Origin of the sequence: Larsenimonas suaedae (assembly GCF_023712105.1) — a bacterium.
GTDB classification, from domain to species: Bacteria; Pseudomonadota; Gammaproteobacteria; order Pseudomonadales; family Halomonadaceae; genus Larsenimonas; species Larsenimonas suaedae.
The window spans coordinates 160,599-177,969 of the sequence record NZ_JAMLJI010000004.1 but is presented as its reverse complement, the minus strand read 5'-3'; the positions used below and the strand labels follow the sequence as shown (position 1 = coordinate 177,969).

12 protein-coding genes are annotated in these 17,371 nt (G+C 62.7%); 4 read left to right on the top strand and 8 right to left on the bottom strand.

Annotation, left to right across the window (positions count from 1 at the left end):
• The first annotated feature begins 221 nt into the window (after positions 1-221).
• The 3 genes from NAT49_RS12475 to NAT49_RS12465 all read left to right on the top strand — a co-directional run bounded on the left by NAT49_RS12475 (position 222) and on the right by NAT49_RS12465 (position 3,247).
• On the top strand, positions 222-1,358 hold the full coding sequence (locus NAT49_RS12475; protein ID WP_251594699.1) for an ornithine cyclodeaminase family protein: 1,137 nt from the start codon (positions 222-224) through the stop codon (positions 1,356-1,358).
• 80 nt (positions 1,359-1,438) lie between these two features.
• Entirely contained in the window at positions 1,439-1,864 is a 426-nt protein-coding gene (locus NAT49_RS12470) for a Rid family hydrolase (RefSeq protein ID WP_251594697.1), read from the top strand.
• 93 nt (positions 1,865-1,957) lie between these two features.
• Positions 1,958-3,247, top strand: coding sequence for an NAD(P)/FAD-dependent oxidoreductase (locus tag NAT49_RS12465; protein ID WP_251594695.1), 1,290 nt, complete (start codon positions 1,958-1,960; stop codon positions 3,245-3,247).
• 38 nt (positions 3,248-3,285) lie between these two features.
• Here the strand turns inward: NAT49_RS12465 and NAT49_RS12460 are convergent, their stop codons facing one another.
• The gene (locus NAT49_RS12460) at positions 3,286-4,215 is read right to left on the bottom strand and encodes a helix-turn-helix domain-containing protein (protein ID WP_251594693.1); all 930 of its coding nucleotides are present in this window, start codon (positions 4,213-4,215) and stop codon (positions 3,286-3,288) included.
• Positions 4,216-4,384: 169 nt separating this feature from the next.
• Here NAT49_RS12460 and feaR point away from each other — a divergent pair, with 169 nt between their 5' ends.
• Positions 4,385-5,323: a transcriptional regulator FeaR gene (feaR, locus tag NAT49_RS12455; protein WP_251594691.1), complete on the top strand. Its 939-nt coding sequence runs from the start codon at positions 4,385-4,387 to the stop codon at positions 5,321-5,323.
• A gap of 241 nt (positions 5,324-5,564) precedes the next feature.
• On the opposite strand, the gene NAT49_RS12450 is transcribed toward feaR, so the two are convergent.
• From NAT49_RS12450 to NAT49_RS12420, 7 genes are all read right to left on the bottom strand, one after another.
• A complete protein-coding gene (locus NAT49_RS12450; protein WP_251594689.1) occupies positions 5,565-7,049 on the bottom strand; it encodes an aldehyde dehydrogenase family protein in 1,485 nt (494 codons plus the stop codon).
• Between the two features lie 230 nt (positions 7,050-7,279).
• Positions 7,280-8,623 (bottom strand): alginate export family protein, encoded by a 1,344-nt coding sequence (locus NAT49_RS12445; RefSeq protein ID WP_251594687.1) that lies wholly within the window; start codon positions 8,621-8,623, stop codon positions 7,280-7,282.
• A gap of 308 nt (positions 8,624-8,931) precedes the next feature.
• A complete protein-coding gene (locus tag NAT49_RS12440; RefSeq protein ID WP_251594685.1) occupies positions 8,932-10,245 on the bottom strand; it encodes a TRAP transporter large permease in 1,314 nt (437 codons plus the stop codon).
• A complete protein-coding gene (locus tag NAT49_RS12435; RefSeq protein WP_251594683.1) occupies positions 10,245-10,751 on the bottom strand; it encodes a TRAP transporter small permease in 507 nt (168 codons plus the stop codon). The genes NAT49_RS12440 and NAT49_RS12435 overlap by 1 nt, the downstream gene beginning before the upstream one ends.
• Before the next feature lie 82 nt (positions 10,752-10,833).
• Entirely contained in the window at positions 10,834-11,907 is a 1,074-nt protein-coding gene (locus tag NAT49_RS12430) for a TRAP transporter substrate-binding protein (protein ID WP_251594681.1), read from the bottom strand.
• Between the two features lie 100 nt (positions 11,908-12,007).
• Complete coding sequence (locus tag NAT49_RS12425; RefSeq protein WP_251594679.1) at positions 12,008-15,046, bottom strand: cytochrome P450; 3,039 nt, start codon at positions 15,044-15,046, stop codon at positions 12,008-12,010.
• A 285-nt stretch (positions 15,047-15,331) separates the two neighbouring features.
• Positions 15,332-17,212 carry an FAD-binding monooxygenase gene (locus tag NAT49_RS12420; RefSeq protein WP_251594677.1) on the bottom strand — a complete coding sequence of 627 codons (1,881 nt, stop codon included), beginning with the start codon at positions 17,210-17,212 and terminating at the stop codon, positions 15,332-15,334.
• Between the last annotated feature and the right edge of the window lie 159 nt (positions 17,213-17,371).

The window sequence follows — 17,371 nt, the reverse complement described above, 5'->3', positions numbered from 1 at the left end:
GTTTCTTGCGCCTGTGCCACGTCACAAACACCCTAACCAACTGAATTTAAGGGCTTTAACCTAATGGCAAACGGGCGCTGGTGTATTGGAGTACGCCCGCTCGTTTAGCCATTGGTCGACGTTTGTCATCGAGTTGCCGATCTGTGCTAACGCCTTCGCGTGCCGATACGCACTATGGAATGCATCGCATTCGAACACGCATTCGTTGAGGGACGCGCACAATGAACAACAATACCAAGATCGATTTCATCTACCTCTCCGAGCAGGACATGATCCGGGCCGGCGTTACCGACATGGCCGCCTGTGTGGACACCATGGAAGAGGTCTTCCACCTGCTGCACATCGGTGATTACCGCATGGCCGGGCCGAACAATGACTCCCACGGCGCGATGATCATGTTCCCGGAAGAATCGCCCTTTCCGACCATGCCGAAGCCGACCGCGGATCGCCGCATGATGGCGATGCCGGCCTATTTAGGCGGCAGCTTCTGCACCTCCGGCGTGAAGTGGTACGGCTCCAACATCGCCAACCGCGAAAAGGGCCTGCCCCGCTCGATTCTGATGTTCACGCTGACCGACCCCGACACCGCCGCACCGCTGGCGTACATGTCAGCGAACCTGCTGTCGGCCTACCGCACCGGCGCGGTGCCAGGCGTTGGCGCCCGCCATCTGGCGCGCAAGGATTCCCGCGTCATTGGCCTTCTGGGCCCGGGCGTGATGGGTCGTACCAGCGTGGCGGCGTTCATGGCGGTCTGCCCTGACATCGACACCATCAAGCTCAAGGGCCGCAGCGAGAAGAACATCACCGGCTTTGTCGAGTGGGCAAGCGAGCACTACCCGCAGGTCAGCGTCGAGATCGTCGACACCGAAGAAGCGGTAGTACGCGATGCCGACATCGTGACCTACTGCGCCTCCGGCGAAGTCGGCAACCCGGACAAGTACCCGATGGTCAAACGTGAGTGGGTCAAGCCCGGTGCGTTTCTGGCCATGCCCGCGCCGTGCAACTTCGATGCCGGCATGGAAGCGCCGGACGTACGCAAGGTACTCGATGACACCGGCCTGTATGAAGCCTGGTACGAGGAAGTCCCCAAGCCCGCGCACAACTGCATTCCGCTGGTCGGTGTAAAGTTCATGGACATGATTCACGCCGGTACGCTTGAGGCCAGCGCGCTTGAAGACCTCGGCGCGATCGTCTCCGGCGATAGCCCGGGGCGTCAGAGCGACGACGAAATCATCATGATGTCGGTCGGCGGCATGCCGGTCGAGGACGTCGCCTGGGCAACGGTTGTCTACCGCAAGGCCGTGGAACAGGGCATCGGCGTATCCCTCAATCTGTGGGACGAGCCCGCGCTCAAGTAAGCGCCGCTCGCCCAACCTGCGGGCACCGCGCCGTGCGCCGGTGCCCGCCCCTTCATCGATATCAAAACGAGCGCAGTCCAATGACGACGATTACCAAGGTCAAGACCGGTTCCAAATTCGAAGACCACGCCAGCTATTCTCGCGTGGTGGCTGTAGATAACTGGATCCTTGTATCCAATACCGCCGGGCGCAACCCGGACACCAAGGAAATTCCCGACGACGTCAGCGAGCAGTTGAAGCAGGTGTTTGCCAACATCGAGCGCGGCCTTGCCGCCGTCGACAGTAACCTTGCCGATGTGGTGTCCGCGAAAATATTCATTCAGAACCCGGCCGACACCGAAACCGTCATGACGCTGTTCGGCGAAACCATGCGCGGCGTTGACCCGGTCATCACCGTGACCTGCCCGCCGCTCGGCTCTGAGGTCTACAAGGTCGAGCTGGAAGTGACCGCGTACCGTGGCGCCGGCCGCGCCGAAACCACCCGGATCGACACCTCCGCTCAGTGAGGCAGCGTTTGCCCCCTTAACTTCGAGTCAACGCAGTACGACCGGCCTGTCCGGTCGTACTGCGTTGGGTCACCGACCGATCAGGACGCGTTCATGGCACCGAAAATCGCACCCGTCGAGACTTCCACTGATTTTCCCGAATCGACCACCGTGGTCATCATCGGGGGCGGCATCATCGGCCTGACCGCCGCCCTGACGCTCGCCGAGCGCGGCGTCTCCGTCACGGTTCTGGAAAAGGGCCGCATCGCCGGCGAACAGTCTTCCCGCAACCTGGGCTGGATTCGAAAGACCAGCCGGCACAAGGAGGATGTGCCACTGGCGCTGGCCTCCGACCGGCTGTGGGCCACGATGAATGAGCGTACCGGAGGCGATGTCGGCTATCGCCAGTCCGGCATCATGTTTCTCTCGCGCACGCCGGATCAGCTCGCCGTGCACGAAGCCTGGCTCAAGTCGGTCTCGAGCCTGTCGCTTGATTCGAAAATTCTGAGCGCACGCGAGGTCGATGCGCAGGTGCCGGGCGGTCGCGGCGACTGGGCCGGGGCCATTTTCACGCCGTCCGACGGCTGCGCCGAGCCGACGCTTGCCTCCAGCGCCATCGCCCGCGCCGCCATCAAGCGCGGTGCGGTAATTGTCGAGCACTGCGCGGTGCGCAACCTCACCCGCGCCGGCGGCAAGGTCAGTGGCGTTGTGACCGAGCGCGGCGAGATTCGCTGCGATCAGGTTCTGCTGGCCGGCGGCATGGGCTCCCGACGGTTTCTGGGCAACATCGGTATTTCGCTGCCGACGCTGCCTCTGATTCTGTCGGTGGTTCGTACCACCGCCATGAACGGCCCCACTGACGCCGCCGTCGGCGGGCCGGACTTCTCGTTCAGAAAACACAAGGATGGCGGGTTTATCGTGACCCAGCGCGGCGCGCTGGACGCCCCGCTCACACTCGATCACCTGCTGGTCGGCTCGAAGTATCTGAGCGCACTGCGCGCGCAGTGGGGGCTGATGCAGATCTCGATGGGCAAGCATTTCTGGCGGGATCTGACGATGCCGCGGCGCTGGAAAAACGGCAAATCGCCGTTCGAACAGGTGCGCACCATCGACCCGCCGATCAACCAAAAGCTCAATGATGAGGCGTATCGCAACCTGTCCGCGGCCTGGCCTGCATTCGAGAACATGAGCGTGGAAGAGTCCTGGGCGGGGATGATCGACATTACGCCGGATTCAAACCCGGTCATCGATGCCGTGCCCGGCGTTCCGGGGCTGACGCTTGCCACCGGCTTCTCCGGCCACGGGTTCGGAACCTCGCCGGCCGCCGGTCAGCTTGCGGCGGATCTGGTCATGAACAGCGAGCCGCTCATCGATCCGCGCCCCTACCGGTTCGGCCGCTTCTAGGCCGGCCGGTTCCAGCTCGACCGTACACTTGCAGACCGCTAGGCCACGCTCGGTCGGGCCGCTTCGAGCGCCCGGTCGCGGGTGGCCGAAGGCAGCTCCTGAAACAGGCGCCGGTATTCGCGACAGAAGTAGCTCTGATGAAAAAAACCCTGGCCGGCGGCGGCGTCGGCCAGGCGCTGGGTCGGGTCTTGAAGCAGGTTTCGGCGCACCGCGTTGAGCCGCAGCGCCCGCAGGTAGTTGACCGGTGACTGCCCCACTTCAGCCTGAAAACTGTATTGAAGCGTCCGGCGTGAAATCTTCAGCTGGTCACACAGCGCCATCAGGGACGGTGGGTCTTCGGGCTGGCTGCGCAGCAACGCCTGGCAGCGGTCGACAATGTAGCGCCGGGTGCGATAGTTGCTGACGTCCGGCTCAAAGGCCAGCACACACTCACTCAACAGTAGCTCGATGCTGTCCTCGAGCTGGCGCATCAGCGACTGCTGAAGCGTCGGCGTCATCAGCTCGTGGGCGGGGCGCTGGCGCAGGTAATCGGTCATGCCCTGCCACTGCCCGCGCACCTGATTCAAAAGCTCCTTCGGCACCTCGAGCCGGCGCAAGCGATGCTCATCGCGGCCAAGCCAGGGGTGTCGGCTTCGGTCGATGGAGGCCACCAACAGGTCGTAGTTCGATGGCGCCACACTCCAGAACTGGTCACAGCTTGGCAACACGGTCACCGCGTCGCTGCTGTACAGGTCACTGTTGGACCAGCGTATCGGCGTGACCAGGTGCCACTGCGACTCGGGAAAATGCATGCGCTGAGACAGCTCCAGATTGGCGCTTTCCCGGAAAAGACGCACCTCGCGGCTGACAACATCCACGATCTCGCCGGAAAAACAGCCGGCCTCGATCTGGCTGGATTCCTGCTGCCAGCCGTCCAGACGCTGGGCATGCTCGGTGGCATCAAGGCAGTGATGCAGTGTAATGGTCATGAATGACTCCTTCGGGCGCATCGCTCGTGGTCATGGCATGAAGTTTGCATTATTGCTACCCCCCCTCCATTCGACCAAGGGTGTGCTTGACCAATGGATGGTGGTGTCGGTTCGTTTTTTTCTTTAGAGTCGATTGAACCATTAAAATGTTAATGAATATGGTGACCCAATGCTAACCACGAATGCAACCTCGCTGTCGTTCGATGCCTGGCTTGGCGCCGTAAGGCAAACATGTGGCAATTTCGATTCCAAACCCAGAGACCGCCGAAGCTTTCAGGGCAGTGTTTCAAGCCGCTCCAATGGCGGAATCGATATTGCAAACATCGTCACGAACGCAGAAAAGATTACCAATCGTCGCCCGCAACACCGCGATGAGGACCGTTTCTGTTTCCTGGTGGTGCAAAAACAGGGGCACGCCACCCTGATTCAAAACGACGTCGCCATCACATTGCGCCCCGGCGAAATGGCGCTGATGGATTCGGTCGAGGCCTGCGACATCATCCCCCACGGCCTGATCGAGCACGATTCACTGCATCTATGTCGCAGTGCGGTCGCCAAGCGCTTCGGCGATACCAAGATTCCGTTCATGAAGATCACCGCAGACTGCGCCAGCAGTCAGATCCTGCAGCTGGTGGTCAATCGGATGATCACCGAGCCGCTGGCCGCGACCGAGGCGCGTGAACGCGGCGTCTCGGAGTCGCTGGTCGCGCTGTTGCCGGCCATCCACCAGCATCAGGCGCTTACCCCATCCTTCATGGAACCGGCCGATGGCACGCTGTTCATCTGCGTGCAGCAGTTCATCGATCAGCACCTGCATGAAGACGACCTCGGCCCGGAGCGTCTGGCCGCGGCCTTTCACATGTCGGTACGCCAGCTCTACCGTCTGTTCGAACAGCACGGTGAAACCGTATGCCGCTACGTTCAGCGCCGCCGGTTGGCGCGCTGCGCCGAGGAACTGGCAAGCCCGATTCTGGTCAAGCGCTCGATCACCCAGATCGCCTATAAATGGGGCTTCACCGATTCAGCGCACTTCAGCCGCTCCTTCAAGCGCGAGTTCCAAAGTTCACCGCGGGAATACCGCCGGGCACGTCTGGAATACGCGGCCTGAGACCAAAGCGCGGCCTGATCGAAGAGATGACGCTGACCTGAGCCAAGAGATGACGCTGACCTGAGTAAAGAGACGGGCGGCGAGACGAGAAAGACGAGAGGCATCGAGGTGCTGCACCAGCAAAGTGCATAACCTGCGCTACATGAGGTCGCGACCTGAGCCGCCACCTATATTCGAGTCGGGTTCAAGCCGGGTTCGGGCCGGCACCCGAACAAACGATCGGGGCCGGCTCGAGACATGGTCAGTACGCGATGCAGATTGATTTGAGTTCGGTGTAGGCGTTGACCGCTTCCGGGCCGAATTCCTTGCCAATGCCCGACATCTTGAGGCCGCCAAACGGCATGGCCGGGTCAAGCGTCACGTGGGTGTTGACCCAGACGGTGCCGGCCTCGATGCGTGGTGTCATCGCCATCGCCTTGGATAGGCTCTCGGTCCAGAGGCTCGCAGCCAGGCCCAGGTCGCTGTCATTGACCATTTTAAGCGCGTCTTCCTCGTCGTCGAAGGCAATCACGGTCAACACCGGGCCAAACACCTCTTCCCGCGCGATTTCCATGTCATGGGTCGCACCACTGACCACGGTGGGCGACACGTAGAAGCCCTCAGTTGGTACCTTGTTGCCGACATGCACCTTGGCGCCCTGATCGCGCGCGCGGTCGATGTAGCCCTGAACGCTGTCCTGCTGACGCTTGGACACCAGCGGATTGACCTGCGCGTCGGGATCGATGCCGGGGCCTGCGTGCATGGAATCGACGGCCTTGGCGAGCTGCTCGCAGAAGGCGTCATGAATGCTTCGATGCACATAAAAGCGCGACGCGGCCGCACAGACCTGCCCCTGATTGATCAGCCCGCCCATCAGCGCACCGTTGACCGCCTTTTCGACGTCGGCGTCTTCAAGCACCAGCATCGGGTTCTTGCCACCCAGTTCCAGCGAGAAGTGCGCCATGTGCTCGACCGCCGCATGACCGATCTGCTTGCCGATTTCGGTGCTGCCGGTGAACGTGACCTTCTTGACGTCCGGATGCTCGGACAGACGCGTGCCGACCGTTGACCCGGAACCCAGCACCACGTTGAACACGCCCTTCGGCACACCGGCCTCGATTGCGAGTTCAGCCAGGCGCAGAACGCTCAAGGGCGTCTCGGAGGCGGGCTTGAGCACGACCGTGCAGCCTGCCGCCAGTGCCGGCACCAGCTTCCAGAGCGCAATCATCATCGGGAAGTTCCACGGAACGATGGCCGCCACGACGCCAATGGGCTGACGCAGGGTATAAACGTTGAACTTCGCGCCTTCCGGCATGCCGATGGACACTTCGCGGGTGCTGCCCTCGAGCTTGGTGGTCCACCCGGCCATGTAGCGGATGAAATCGATCGAGAAGCCGACATCGACGCCACGGGCGATGTTGATCGACTTGCCCTGGTTGAGGGTTTCGATCTGGGCGAGTTCGTCGGCGTTCGCCTCCAGAAGATCGGCAAAACGCAGCAGAATGCGCTCACGCGCCGCCGGGGTCATGCTGCTCCAGCGGCCGTCCTCGAAGCTTTCCTTGGTCAAGGCAACTGCGCGGTCTGCAAGCGCGGCGTCGCCTTCGGCCACCTGGGTCAGCGGCTTGCCGGTCGAGGGGTCCAGCACATCGCGGGCGTTGCCTTCACTCAAAAAGGCGCCATCGATGAACGAGCCCGTCGCCCGCGTTAAGAAGTCCTGTACGGCCTGTGATGCAGTGTCCTGACTCATGAGCGATCTCCTGCGCGATTGAGCATCGAGCGGTGCGCCATTCAAGGGCCACCCAGTACCGGGTGCCACCAGCAACGCGTGAGAAACTCGACGTCAAACAGCGGTTCTGTGTTGAAAAGAGCTGTATATCGTTAGGCTAATGCGCCACGCACCCGACGACTTGCCAGTGGCTGCCGGGTGCATGACGCTGTCTGCCGAGGTTTGTCCCTTAGGGCGCGTGCCTTGCCCGATCAGAAATTAAACCCGACCAACAGCTGGGTGTAGTAGTTCGAGCCACTGCCGCCAAGCTGTGACCCGCCGCGTGAGGCGGGGGAGTCCGGGTCGTAACGGCCAACGAGCGGCATCACCCACCAATGGTCGTTGATCGTCCAGGTGCCATAGAGGTCGATCTCGTTACCATCAAGGTTCGGCCCCTGATTGGTATCGAGGGTATCGAAGCGGTACGCCAGCAAGCCAAGACCTAGATTATCGGCAGGCGTGAGTGACAACGTGACCTGATGAATGCGGGCGTTGGTGGCGAAGGGGCCTGCGTAGTTCGCCGCCACCTCGCCCTGGAACCAGGTGCCGAGCGCACGGCCGTTGCCGTAGAACAGCGGGTCATAGCCGTCGGAGAACCGGCTGAAGCGGTAGCTCACGTAGGGCGACCAGGCCAGATCACTGAACGTCCAGCCGGCTTCCGCGTACCAGGCGTTTTCATCGGCACCGTTGCCTTTTTCCTGCCAGGCGAACTGACCGGCCAAAAACAGGTTCTCGACCCCGGCATTGCCGTGGCCGTAGACGCTATAGACCCTGGTGTCTTCCCGGTCCGGGTAGAGAAACGCGAAATCGCGGTCGGTATCGAGCACCTTGATGTAGGTCGCCCCGAGCGTTGCGTCATCGGTCACGTGCTCGAGCGTGCCCACCGCCATCTCGGGTTTGGCCTGCGCCCGGTTACCGGATTTGAGCCACATCAGATCGCCCCGCCAGCCCGTATCGCCGCCGAGTCTCACCACGGCGGTCTTCTCAAAGGACTGCCGCGCGGCAAGATAGTAGGCTCCGCCACGGTCCAGATCACCGCCAAGCACCCCCTCGCCGAAATTGAGCGAGTCGCCTGAAATCAAGAACCCGTCGCCGACCTGAATGTATTGACGACCCACCGACACATCGAGCCCGTCGGTGCCAAGCGCTGGAATCAGCTCGCCGGATTTCCAGCCAACGGCGAGGTCCTCAAGATGCGTTCGCCGCTCATCGCCGGTCGTGAATCCTGCCGCGTCGCCCTGGCCCCATGTGCCGCTCGAGGTCCAGGCCACATTGGCGTAGAGCGAACCCGCCGTGGGGGACAGCGTATGGGTGGCATCAAGGCCGTACTTGATGAAGCCTTCCTGCCAGTCCCGGCCGCCCGCCTCGGCCGTCTCCGACTGGGCATACCCTTTCTGACTGTGAAACGCCCCCGCCACCCCGGTGACGTTCAGGTTGATCTTGGTCTTTGCGTTGTCATAAAGCTCGAGCGCCGAGGCATTGCCACAGAGCGTCAGCGTGATGATCGTGCTGGCGGCGAGCGTCGGCAGCACGGGGCGGTAGCGTGTCGTAGTCATGAGGCAGTCGTCCCTTATTGTTGTGTTGGTGCGTGCGTCGTGGTGTTGGTGCGTGAGTCGTTGTGTCGGTGCTTATTGTTCGATGTCGCCTGAATGGGCCTTGATGCCGTGACACAGGCCGCTCGTCACAGGCTAGCGAGCCGGCCCTCGCCGCTCTTGTCTGCCCTTGACGAAAACCTGCCCGGCCCTGCCGCCTCGCCCGAAAGGCCGGCCCGAATGCCGATCCACACGCCGGCCTGAACAAAAGACCGATCCAAACGACAACGACCGGCGCGAAGGCCGGTCGTTTCGGGGTGACGCTTGAACGGCTAACCGAGCCACACCAGCGAGAGCGCCGGCACGAACACCACCACCGCGATGCGCACCATGTCCGCGCCCAGAAACGGCACGATGCCGCGACTGACCGTGCCAAGTGAGGTGTTGTGGCTGTACTTCTGCACGATGAACAGATTCATCCCCATTGGCGGCGTAATCAGCCCGATTTCCACCACCATCAGCGCAACGATTCCGAACCAGATCGCCTTTTCCGGCCCGGTCAGGCCGAAAAGATCGAGCTGCATGATGATCGGGAAGAAGATCGGAATGGTCAGCAGAATCATCGACAGCGAATCCATCATGCAGCCAAGCACCAGATAGATCGCGAGAATCACCAAAAGCACTGCAAGCGGGGCAAGGCCGCTGCCAAGCACCCACTCGGCCAGCGCCGCCGGCAGTTGGCCGAGCGCCAGCCCACTGTTCAGGAGATCGGCCCCGATCACCACCAGATAGATCATCGCGCTCGCCTCTGCGGTGCCCACCAGGCTCTTGTAAAGCCCGGCCCAGCGCATGCCGCGCCACAGGGCATAAACGCCACAGGCCGCCGCCCCGAGCGAGGCCGCCTCGGTCAGGTTCGCCCAGCCGCCATACAGCCCGAAGATCACCACGATGAAGATCACCAGCACCGGCGCGATGTCCCGAAGACTCGCCAGCCGCTCGGCCCACGAGTAGCGGGGTGATGCCTCGACATCCGTCATCGAGCGCACCGCCATCAGCCGAATCACCGCGAAGTAGCCCACCACCGCCACCAGCCCCGGCAGCACCGCCGCCATGAACAGCGTCGCGATCGAGGTGTGGGTCAGCACGGCGTAGACGATCAGCGGCACCGATGGCGGAATCAGGATGCCAAGCGTGCCTGCGGCGGCGATGGTGCCGGTGGCCAGCCGCTTGGTGTAGCGGTGACGCTCAAGCTCCGGCAGCGCCACCTGACTCATGGTGGTGGCGGTGGCAAGCGAGGAGCCGCAGATGGCACCGAAACCCGCACAGGCCCCGGCCGCCGACATCGCAAGCCCGCCCCGCCAGTGGCCGATCCACTTGGCACTGGCCTGAAAGAGCGTCGCCGAGAGTCCACCGTGAATCGCGAACTGACCCATCAACACAAAAATCGGGATCACTGCCAGGTCATAGCTTGAGAACCGCGCGTAGACCAGATTGTTAAGGGTATAGAGCAGCGCGTGAACATCGCCGTAGACCAGCAGATAACACAGGGCGCCGGCCAGCAGCATCCCTACCCCCACATGCAGGCGGCAGCCAAGCAGCAACAGCATCACGCCAAGCGCCACCGCGCCCATCGTCAGTCCTTCCATTAAAGGCCCTCCTCCTCGATCAGCGCTGGCGCGTCCTCGCGGATCAAGTGATGCACGCTCTGATACAGCGCACACACGCTCATCAGGGTAAGCCCCGGCAGCATCGCAACCTGAAAGGCCCCTTCGGGCAGGCCAAGCTGCACGCTTTGCGCGTTAAAAAGAAAACTGTCCTGCGTCATCAGCGCCGTACGCCACAAAAGCAGCGCACTGACGCAGGCCAGCATCAAATGCGAGATCACCAGCAGCGCGCGATTGACGCCGGCCGGCAATACCGTTGCGACGATATCCACCCGAATGTGGCGGTCGTTGATTTCACACAGCGGCAAAAAGCAGGCCACCGCCACCGCCATCGTCATTTGCAAAAGCTCCATGTCGCCGGTGATGGGAGCAGCCCAGAGCCTGCGCCCGACCATCGAGGTCAGCGAAAGCGCAATGGCGCCGAGCAGCAGTAGCCCGCCCACCAGCGCAAGTCCGGCCGCGAGGCGCGTGAGTAACGGTTTGATCATGTCTGTCTCCCGAAAGCGCTTCATCTCATCCGAAAGCGCTTCATCTCATTTAAGCCCTGCCGGCCGGGCCAGCCGCGCGGCGTCACTCAAGCGCCGGCTCTTTTTGTTCGACGAGCGCTTCAAGTGCGCGCACCAGTGCCGCCCGGTCGACCCCGCCCTCGCGTGAGGCCATCCAGTCCTCGGTCACCGAGCGCGAGGCGTCACGCATGCCGTTATAGGCCGCATCATCAAGGGTGATGACAGTCTGGTCGGGGTCGTTTTTGACCTTGGCACGCACACGGACGATGGCATCGTCCCAGGCCTTGCCGAACCGACGCGAGAGCCCCTCGCCGCTGAGTGCGTCCAGCGCCGCTCGGGCCTTGTCGGGCAGGCGCTCATAGCTTTGCTTGTTCATCAGAAACGCCAGTACGGTCACGGTGGGGGTTGCCTGATGCGCGGCCGGTTCGGTGTGATAGCGGGTGACTTCATCGAGCTTGGTCGGCGGCACCACCTCCCACCCGGCCGAGGCGCCGTTGATCACGCCCTTGGCGAGGGTGTCGGCAATCTGGGCCGGCGGCATGCTGACCGCCGAGGCACCAAGCGCATCGATCATTCGAGACGCCATTCGGGTCGGCGCGCGAAGCTTCAGCCCGGCCATGTCGGCAGCGTCGTAAATGAGCGTATCGCGTGAATGGAAAACCGCACCGCCGTCGCTGTGCACGGCCAGTACGTGGTAGTCGGCGAAATCCTTGCGCGCCGGCCCCTGGGTAAAGGCCCAGGCGATTCGGCTGCCCTCGTCGCCGCCGGCGGGCAGCATGAACGGAAGCTCCAGCGCCTCGCTTCGAGGAAAGCGCCCGGCGGAGTAGCCAAGCGCCGTCCAGGCGATGTCCACCACGCCGTTTCGCACCATGTCGGGCAGTTGAGAGGGAATCCCCCCGAGCTGCATCGAGGGGTAGATCTGGCAGCGAATCTCGTGACCTGAACGCGCTTCAAGCTCATCGCACCAGGGGTCGAGCACCTGACGCTGCACGCTTGCAACCGCGGGCAGAAAGTGCGTGATGCGAAGCGTGGTCACGGCCGACGCCGACGGGCTTGCCGCCCCGAGGGCCAGGCCGACCCCGAGCAGCAGCACACGCTGGCAGTGCTTGAGCGCGCCGCGGGTCATACGTGGTGTCATGAGATCGCCTCTTGTCGGTCACCGGGCGCTCAGTCTACCAACTCATTAATAAATTAATGATTAGACGTTAATATGATAACAACGCAATCGGCAGCCGCGCTTACGCGGGCGTCGAAGACTCGCTCGCCGCCAGAACCAACACGCCCTCGGCCCAATCAAGCGCCACATCGGACGCCGACAGCGACCCGCTGGCATCATGGCGGCCGTACTCACCGATGCGCCTTGCACCGCAGGCAGTCAACGCCTCGGTAAGCAGCTCACTGCCCCGGGAGTAGGTCTTGGCGTAGCTGCTGTCGCCAAGCCCAAAACTTGCAAAGCGAATGCCTTCAAGGTCCGGTGCGCGCTCACGCAGCGCCTGATAGAACGCATTCGCCCCGCCCGGCACGTCGCCGTCGCCGTAGGTCGAACAGATGATGAGGTAAAACCGCTCGGGGGCAAGATCGTCCGGCTCAATGTCTCCCAGATCGGCGATGTCCACCGTGCAGCGGCCTTCAAGCGCCTGCTCGAGCTCCTCGGCGACAAGCTCGGCGTTGCCGGATTCGGTGCCAAATAGAATGCTGACCGAGAGATCCCCCAGACTGTCGCCCTCACCGGCCGCCCCGTCGGTCGCCCGATCGATGACGATCGAGGTGTCCCGCGCCGAGCTTAAAAGCGCCTCGAACGTGCACAGCTTGGTGCGTACGCGGTCGGGCGTGGCGTCGCTGCGCTCGCGCTGATCGATCCGCCGCCAGCCATCGATGTCGGTGGCCTCCACATGCGGCGCAAGCCCTTGTCGCGTACAGGCAATGTCGCCGGAGGCGATGTCGGCGCCGATCACCCCGGCCAGCGCCCGGGCATCGGTGCGCTGGTCAGGGATCGTGCCGCGGGCGCTGCGGCGCAGCCAACCGGCCAGATACAGCCCGGCTTCGATACGCCCACTCTCGGACGCGCTCGGAAGCTCAGCCAGTGCCCTGGAAATGGCATTTTCCGGGTCGGGCACAAAACCGATGGCGGTAACGACCGAGTCCACCTCAAGCGAGACGACGTCGCCGCCGTGACGCAGCGCCACGCCTTCGACCTTCGCCTGCCCGTCGATCTGCTCGGGCACCGTCTCGAACCACCAGTCAACTTTCATGCGCACGGTACCGTCGACCTCGACACCCGCGACGCCCGGCAGCGTGCGCAAGGCGTCCAATCGGGCATCCTTGCCTTCCGGCACGCGGTCAAGCTCGACGCCATGCACGCAGTGGCGAATGCCCGAGAAGCGGCCCAGTTCGCGAATCATGACCGGGTCGAAGCGCGCCTTTTCGGCGCTCGAGCGCCCGATGATGTGAAGCGTATCGATGTCGCGCGTCAGCGCCCCGTGCACGGCCTCGTCAATATCGCTGCCCTCGAGGTCTTTTGACCGAACCGACAGCAGCCGCAGCACGTCGATGGCCACATTGCCCTGCCCGACAATCGCCACACGCCGACCTAGGGTCGGGGTCTCGGTTTCATTCGGGTGGCCGTTGAGCCTTCGGGTGATGCCGCCCGCGCCCCAGACCCCGGTAAGCGTCTCGCCCGGAATACCGAGCGCCCGGTCGGCGTGCACCCCACTTGCCAGCACCACCGCATCGTAGCCGGCGCGCAGATCCTCAAAGGCGACCTGATCGCCGATGGTGGTGTTACCGACAAAGCGCACGTTGGGGGAATCGAACAAACGGTCAAACTGGCGTGCCACCGCCTTGGTGCCCTGGTGATCGCCAGCGACACCGTAGCGAAGCAGCCCATAGGGCACCGGCAGCCGGTCGATCAGATCAATACGGGCACCGGGCAGACGCCGCGAAAGCTCCCTGGCAGTGAAACAGCCCGCCGGCCCAGAGCCGACAATGGCCACGTGCGGGCACGCCTCGGTTTCCGTCTGCGAGGGCGTGACGCCCCCGACCGCAACGGAGACCGGCCCCGCGTCGAGCGGCTTGACGTCATGCCAGGTCGCCGGCAGCGACAGCATGCCGCGAAACACCCAGCCCCCGACGGCTGGGGCGTTATCAGGATCGATCGACAGCCCGTTTAGATGACCAAACAGCAGCGGAAGCGCTACATCGGCCACTTCGGCCCGCGCCGCCCGCGCGCCGAGACACACATGCGTGCCCTTGCTGAACGCCAGATGCGGTTTCACCTCGCGGTGAATGTCGAACTCATCTGCACGGTCCCAGATCGACTCATCGCGGTTGGCCGAGAGAATACAGATGCCAAGACGTGCGCCCGCGGGCAGCTCGACCCCGGCCAGCACGGTCCTTTTGGTGGTCTGACGCGAATAAAGCCCGATGGGGGCAATCCAGCGAATGGTCTCATCGAACACCGTCGACCAGAGCGCCGGGTCGCGCTCTACCGCCTTGCGCTGGTCTGGGTGAGTCAGCATCGCCCACGCCGCCACACCAAGGGCATCACGCGGCTCGTTCAGCCCGCCGCCGATGCTCATCTTGATGTTGGCGCGAATCTTTTCAATCGGCATCTGCTCTTCGGGTGAGGACAACAGCGACGACAGCAGCGAGTGATCACGGTTATGGAGGTGCCACTCGAGCATCTCATCAAGTGCCACATCGACCTCATCGAACGAGCGCTTGCCGGCGGCCCACACGTCGGGGTCATCGGCGTAGTTGCCGGTGGCGTCGATCAGGGTCTGCGACCAGCGCTGCAGATCCTCGGCCGAGGCGTTATAAAGCCCGAGCAGTGATTTGAGGCACTCCGCCGCGAAGGGCGCCGAAAAATCCCAGATCAGATCCGCCCCCGGCCCCTTGTCGATCAAGCGGGCCAGCTGCTCACGGCCCTTTTCGTGAAAGGTCTGCGTCCAGACGTTTTTGACAGCGTTTGGCTTGAACACGCTCTGCCACTGTCGGCGCTCGCGGTAGTGCTCGGGATCGTCACGGCGCAGCATCGAATGCCCCATGGCCCGAATCTGCAGCGAGTCCGTTTCATTGGCCGAAAACGTTTCCTGATCATGCTCGGTGGCAATCACGGCCTCGTAGCTTGTGATCAGATAGCGATTGACGCTTGGCACCCAGTGCACACCGCCCTCACGACGAAGGCGCTCGTAGATCGGGTACGGATCGTCATAAAGCGTCTTGATATCGACCCAATCTGCCACGGGGGCGGGGCGAGCTGTCAGCGGCGTAGTCATGTGACCTCCACGAAAAAGGGATAAACGGAATCGGCGTCAGCGGCCTCGCAGTAACCGTGCCTTGCAAGGCGTCGCCAATAACCGCTGCGTTTTGAATGCCAATCACGCTAAGTTTTTATTAACAAGTTAACTATTCGACTTTGTGTACAGAGACAGTCCATGCGACCCACACGGCCGTCTCGATTGTATCTTTCAAACGGGCACCGGCTTTTGAACGTAAACGCCCCGGCGCGTGCATCACACACGAACCGGGGCGCGGGGGCGTCATAATGGTTGCCTTTTGGATTACGCCTGAAGCCGCAGGAACAGCTCGGAGAGGCGGTCGGCGTGGGAGAGTGGCAGCACATCGGCCACGTACTGATCGGGGCGCACCACCACTACTGCGCCGTCACGGTCGATGCCACGGGCGTCGAAAATATCGTCACCCGGGGCCACGCCGAACACGTTTTCGAGATCAATCAGCTCGAATGGCCCCACCTCGGGCGTGAACACGCTCGGCACCTCCTGAATGGCGATGTCCTCATGGCGCTGCTGATAGATCACCTTGATGTCGAACCAATCGATCCATGAACTGCCATTGGGGAACGAGGCATTGAGCGGCGAGTCGCTTGAATGCGCCAGCCATTCGGCAAGGCTTCGGGTCTTCGAGTCCGCCTCGGGGGTGGCGGCGTCGGCAAACACGTAAAGGCGCCACCGGCCATCGGCCTTGGCCTGATGCCCAAGCTGCAACGGGTTGCCATCGCACACGCGTGAGACCATCGCCGACTTGAAGCGCTTGCCGATGGGAAAGCCGGTCGCCAGCGCCTGATGATCGGCGTCGTTGGTGATCAGTGACGGCTCATACTCGGTCATGAAGCCGGCCGGAAACTCGATGGTGCGGGTGTAGAACTCTTCCAGTTCTCCCGGGTTTTCGAACTCTTCCGGGCGCTTGGCCATCATCGTCGACCACTGCTTGTCGAAATCGATCAGATTCTTGGCCACCACCTGACGCTCGGCGGAATAGGTCGAGAGCAGACTCGCCGGGCTTCGGTTCGAGAGCACGTAGCCGAGCTTCCAACCCAGGTTGAACCCGTCCTGCATCGAGACGTTCATGCCCTGACCGGCCTTGGCGCTGTGGGTGTGGCAGGCATCACCCGTAATGAAGACCCGCGGCAGACGCCCTGAATCGGGGTTTTTAACGTCGTCGAAGCGGTCGGTCAGCCGATGACCAACCTCGTAGACGCTGTGCCAGGCCACGTCTTTAACGTCGAGGGTGTAGGGCGTGAGAATGTCATTGGCCTTGGCGATGATCTGCTCGATCGGCGTATTGCGCACGGCGCTTCCGCCATCGGCCGGCACCTCGCCGAGATCGACGTACATGCGAAACAGATGCCCGCCCTCGCGCGGAATCAACAGGATGCTGCCCCCGGAATGCGACTGGATGGCACATTTGGTGCGGATGTCGGGAAAATCGGTGCGCGCCAGCACGTCCATCACGCCCCAGGCGTGGTTGGCCTGGTCTCCGGCAAGAGTGCAGCCGATGGCGCTACGCACACCGCTTCGCGCGCCATCACAGCCGACCACGTACTTGGCCCGCACCGTACGCTCACGACCCTCATCCGGGCCGGCAACGTGCTTGAGCGCGACGCTTACGGGGTAGTCACCCTCCCCGTCGACCTCAAGCCCCTTGAACTCGATGCCGAAGTCCGGGCGGATACGCGCCGGACCATTGGCGGCGGATTCAGCCAGATAGTCGAGCACGCGGGCCTGGTTAACGATCAGGTGAGGAAATTCGCTGATGCCTTCCGGGTCATCAAGCGTACGGGCGGTGCGAATGATGTGCTCGGGCTGATCCGGGTCCGGCTTCCAGAACGCCATTTCGGTGATGCGATACGCCTCGGCGGTGATGCGACCGGCAAAGCCGAAGGCCTGAAAGGTCTCGACGCTTCGCGCCTGAATGCCGTCGGCGTGGCCGATCTCGAGCCGGCCGGCACGGCGCTCGATGATGCGGGTGCGAATGTGGGGGAACTGCGCCAGCTGCGCGGCCATGATCATGCCGGCAGGCCCGGTGCCAACGATCAATACGTCTACCTCATCAGGCAGCGCATCGCTTCGCTCGAGCCCCTCGCCGAGCGCGGGTTGAACGCGGGGGTCACCCGATACATAACCGTGATGGTGAAATTGCATGGTCTTCTCCTCAGTGATCGACTCGGCTCCGGCTGGACGCATGACACACGCGGTGATTGCCTCGCAAGGCACGCTCGAAAGCCCTGACCCCTTCCATGCTGAAGACCGCCAGGGTCGATGAGGATGTGTTTTACGCGGACTCGATTGTACTTTTCATAA

Excerpts from the sequence above, each read along its gene's own strand:
- NAT49_RS12475 (WP_251594699.1), top strand. The coding sequence starts at position 222 with ATGAACAACAATACCAAGATCGATTTCATCTACCTCTCCGAGCAGGAC.
- NAT49_RS12470 (WP_251594697.1), top strand. The coding sequence starts at position 1,439 with ATGACGACGATTACCAAGGTCAAGACCGGTTCCAAATTCGAAGACCAC.
- NAT49_RS12465 (WP_251594695.1), top strand. The coding sequence starts at position 1,958 with ATGGCACCGAAAATCGCACCCGTCGAGACTTCCACTGATTTTCCCGAA.
- NAT49_RS12460 (WP_251594693.1), bottom strand. The coding sequence starts at position 4,215 with ATGACCATTACACTGCATCACTGCCTTGATGCCACCGAGCATGCCCAG.
- feaR (WP_251594691.1), top strand. The coding sequence starts at position 4,385 with ATGCTAACCACGAATGCAACCTCGCTGTCGTTCGATGCCTGGCTTGGC.
- NAT49_RS12450 (WP_251594689.1), bottom strand. The coding sequence starts at position 7,049 with ATGAGTCAGGACACTGCATCACAGGCCGTACAGGACTTCTTAACGCGG.
- NAT49_RS12445 (WP_251594687.1), bottom strand. The coding sequence starts at position 8,623 with ATGACTACGACACGCTACCGCCCCGTGCTGCCGACGCTCGCCGCCAGC.
- NAT49_RS12440 (WP_251594685.1), bottom strand. The coding sequence starts at position 10,245 with ATGGAAGGACTGACGATGGGCGCGGTGGCGCTTGGCGTGATGCTGTTG.
- NAT49_RS12435 (WP_251594683.1), bottom strand. The coding sequence starts at position 10,751 with ATGATCAAACCGTTACTCACGCGCCTCGCGGCCGGACTTGCGCTGGTG.
- NAT49_RS12430 (WP_251594681.1), bottom strand. The coding sequence starts at position 11,907 with ATGACACCACGTATGACCCGCGGCGCGCTCAAGCACTGCCAGCGTGTG.
- NAT49_RS12425 (WP_251594679.1), bottom strand. The coding sequence starts at position 15,046 with ATGACTACGCCGCTGACAGCTCGCCCCGCCCCCGTGGCAGATTGGGTC.
- NAT49_RS12420 (WP_251594677.1), bottom strand. The coding sequence starts at position 17,212 with ATGCAATTTCACCATCACGGTTATGTATCGGGTGACCCCCGCGTTCAA.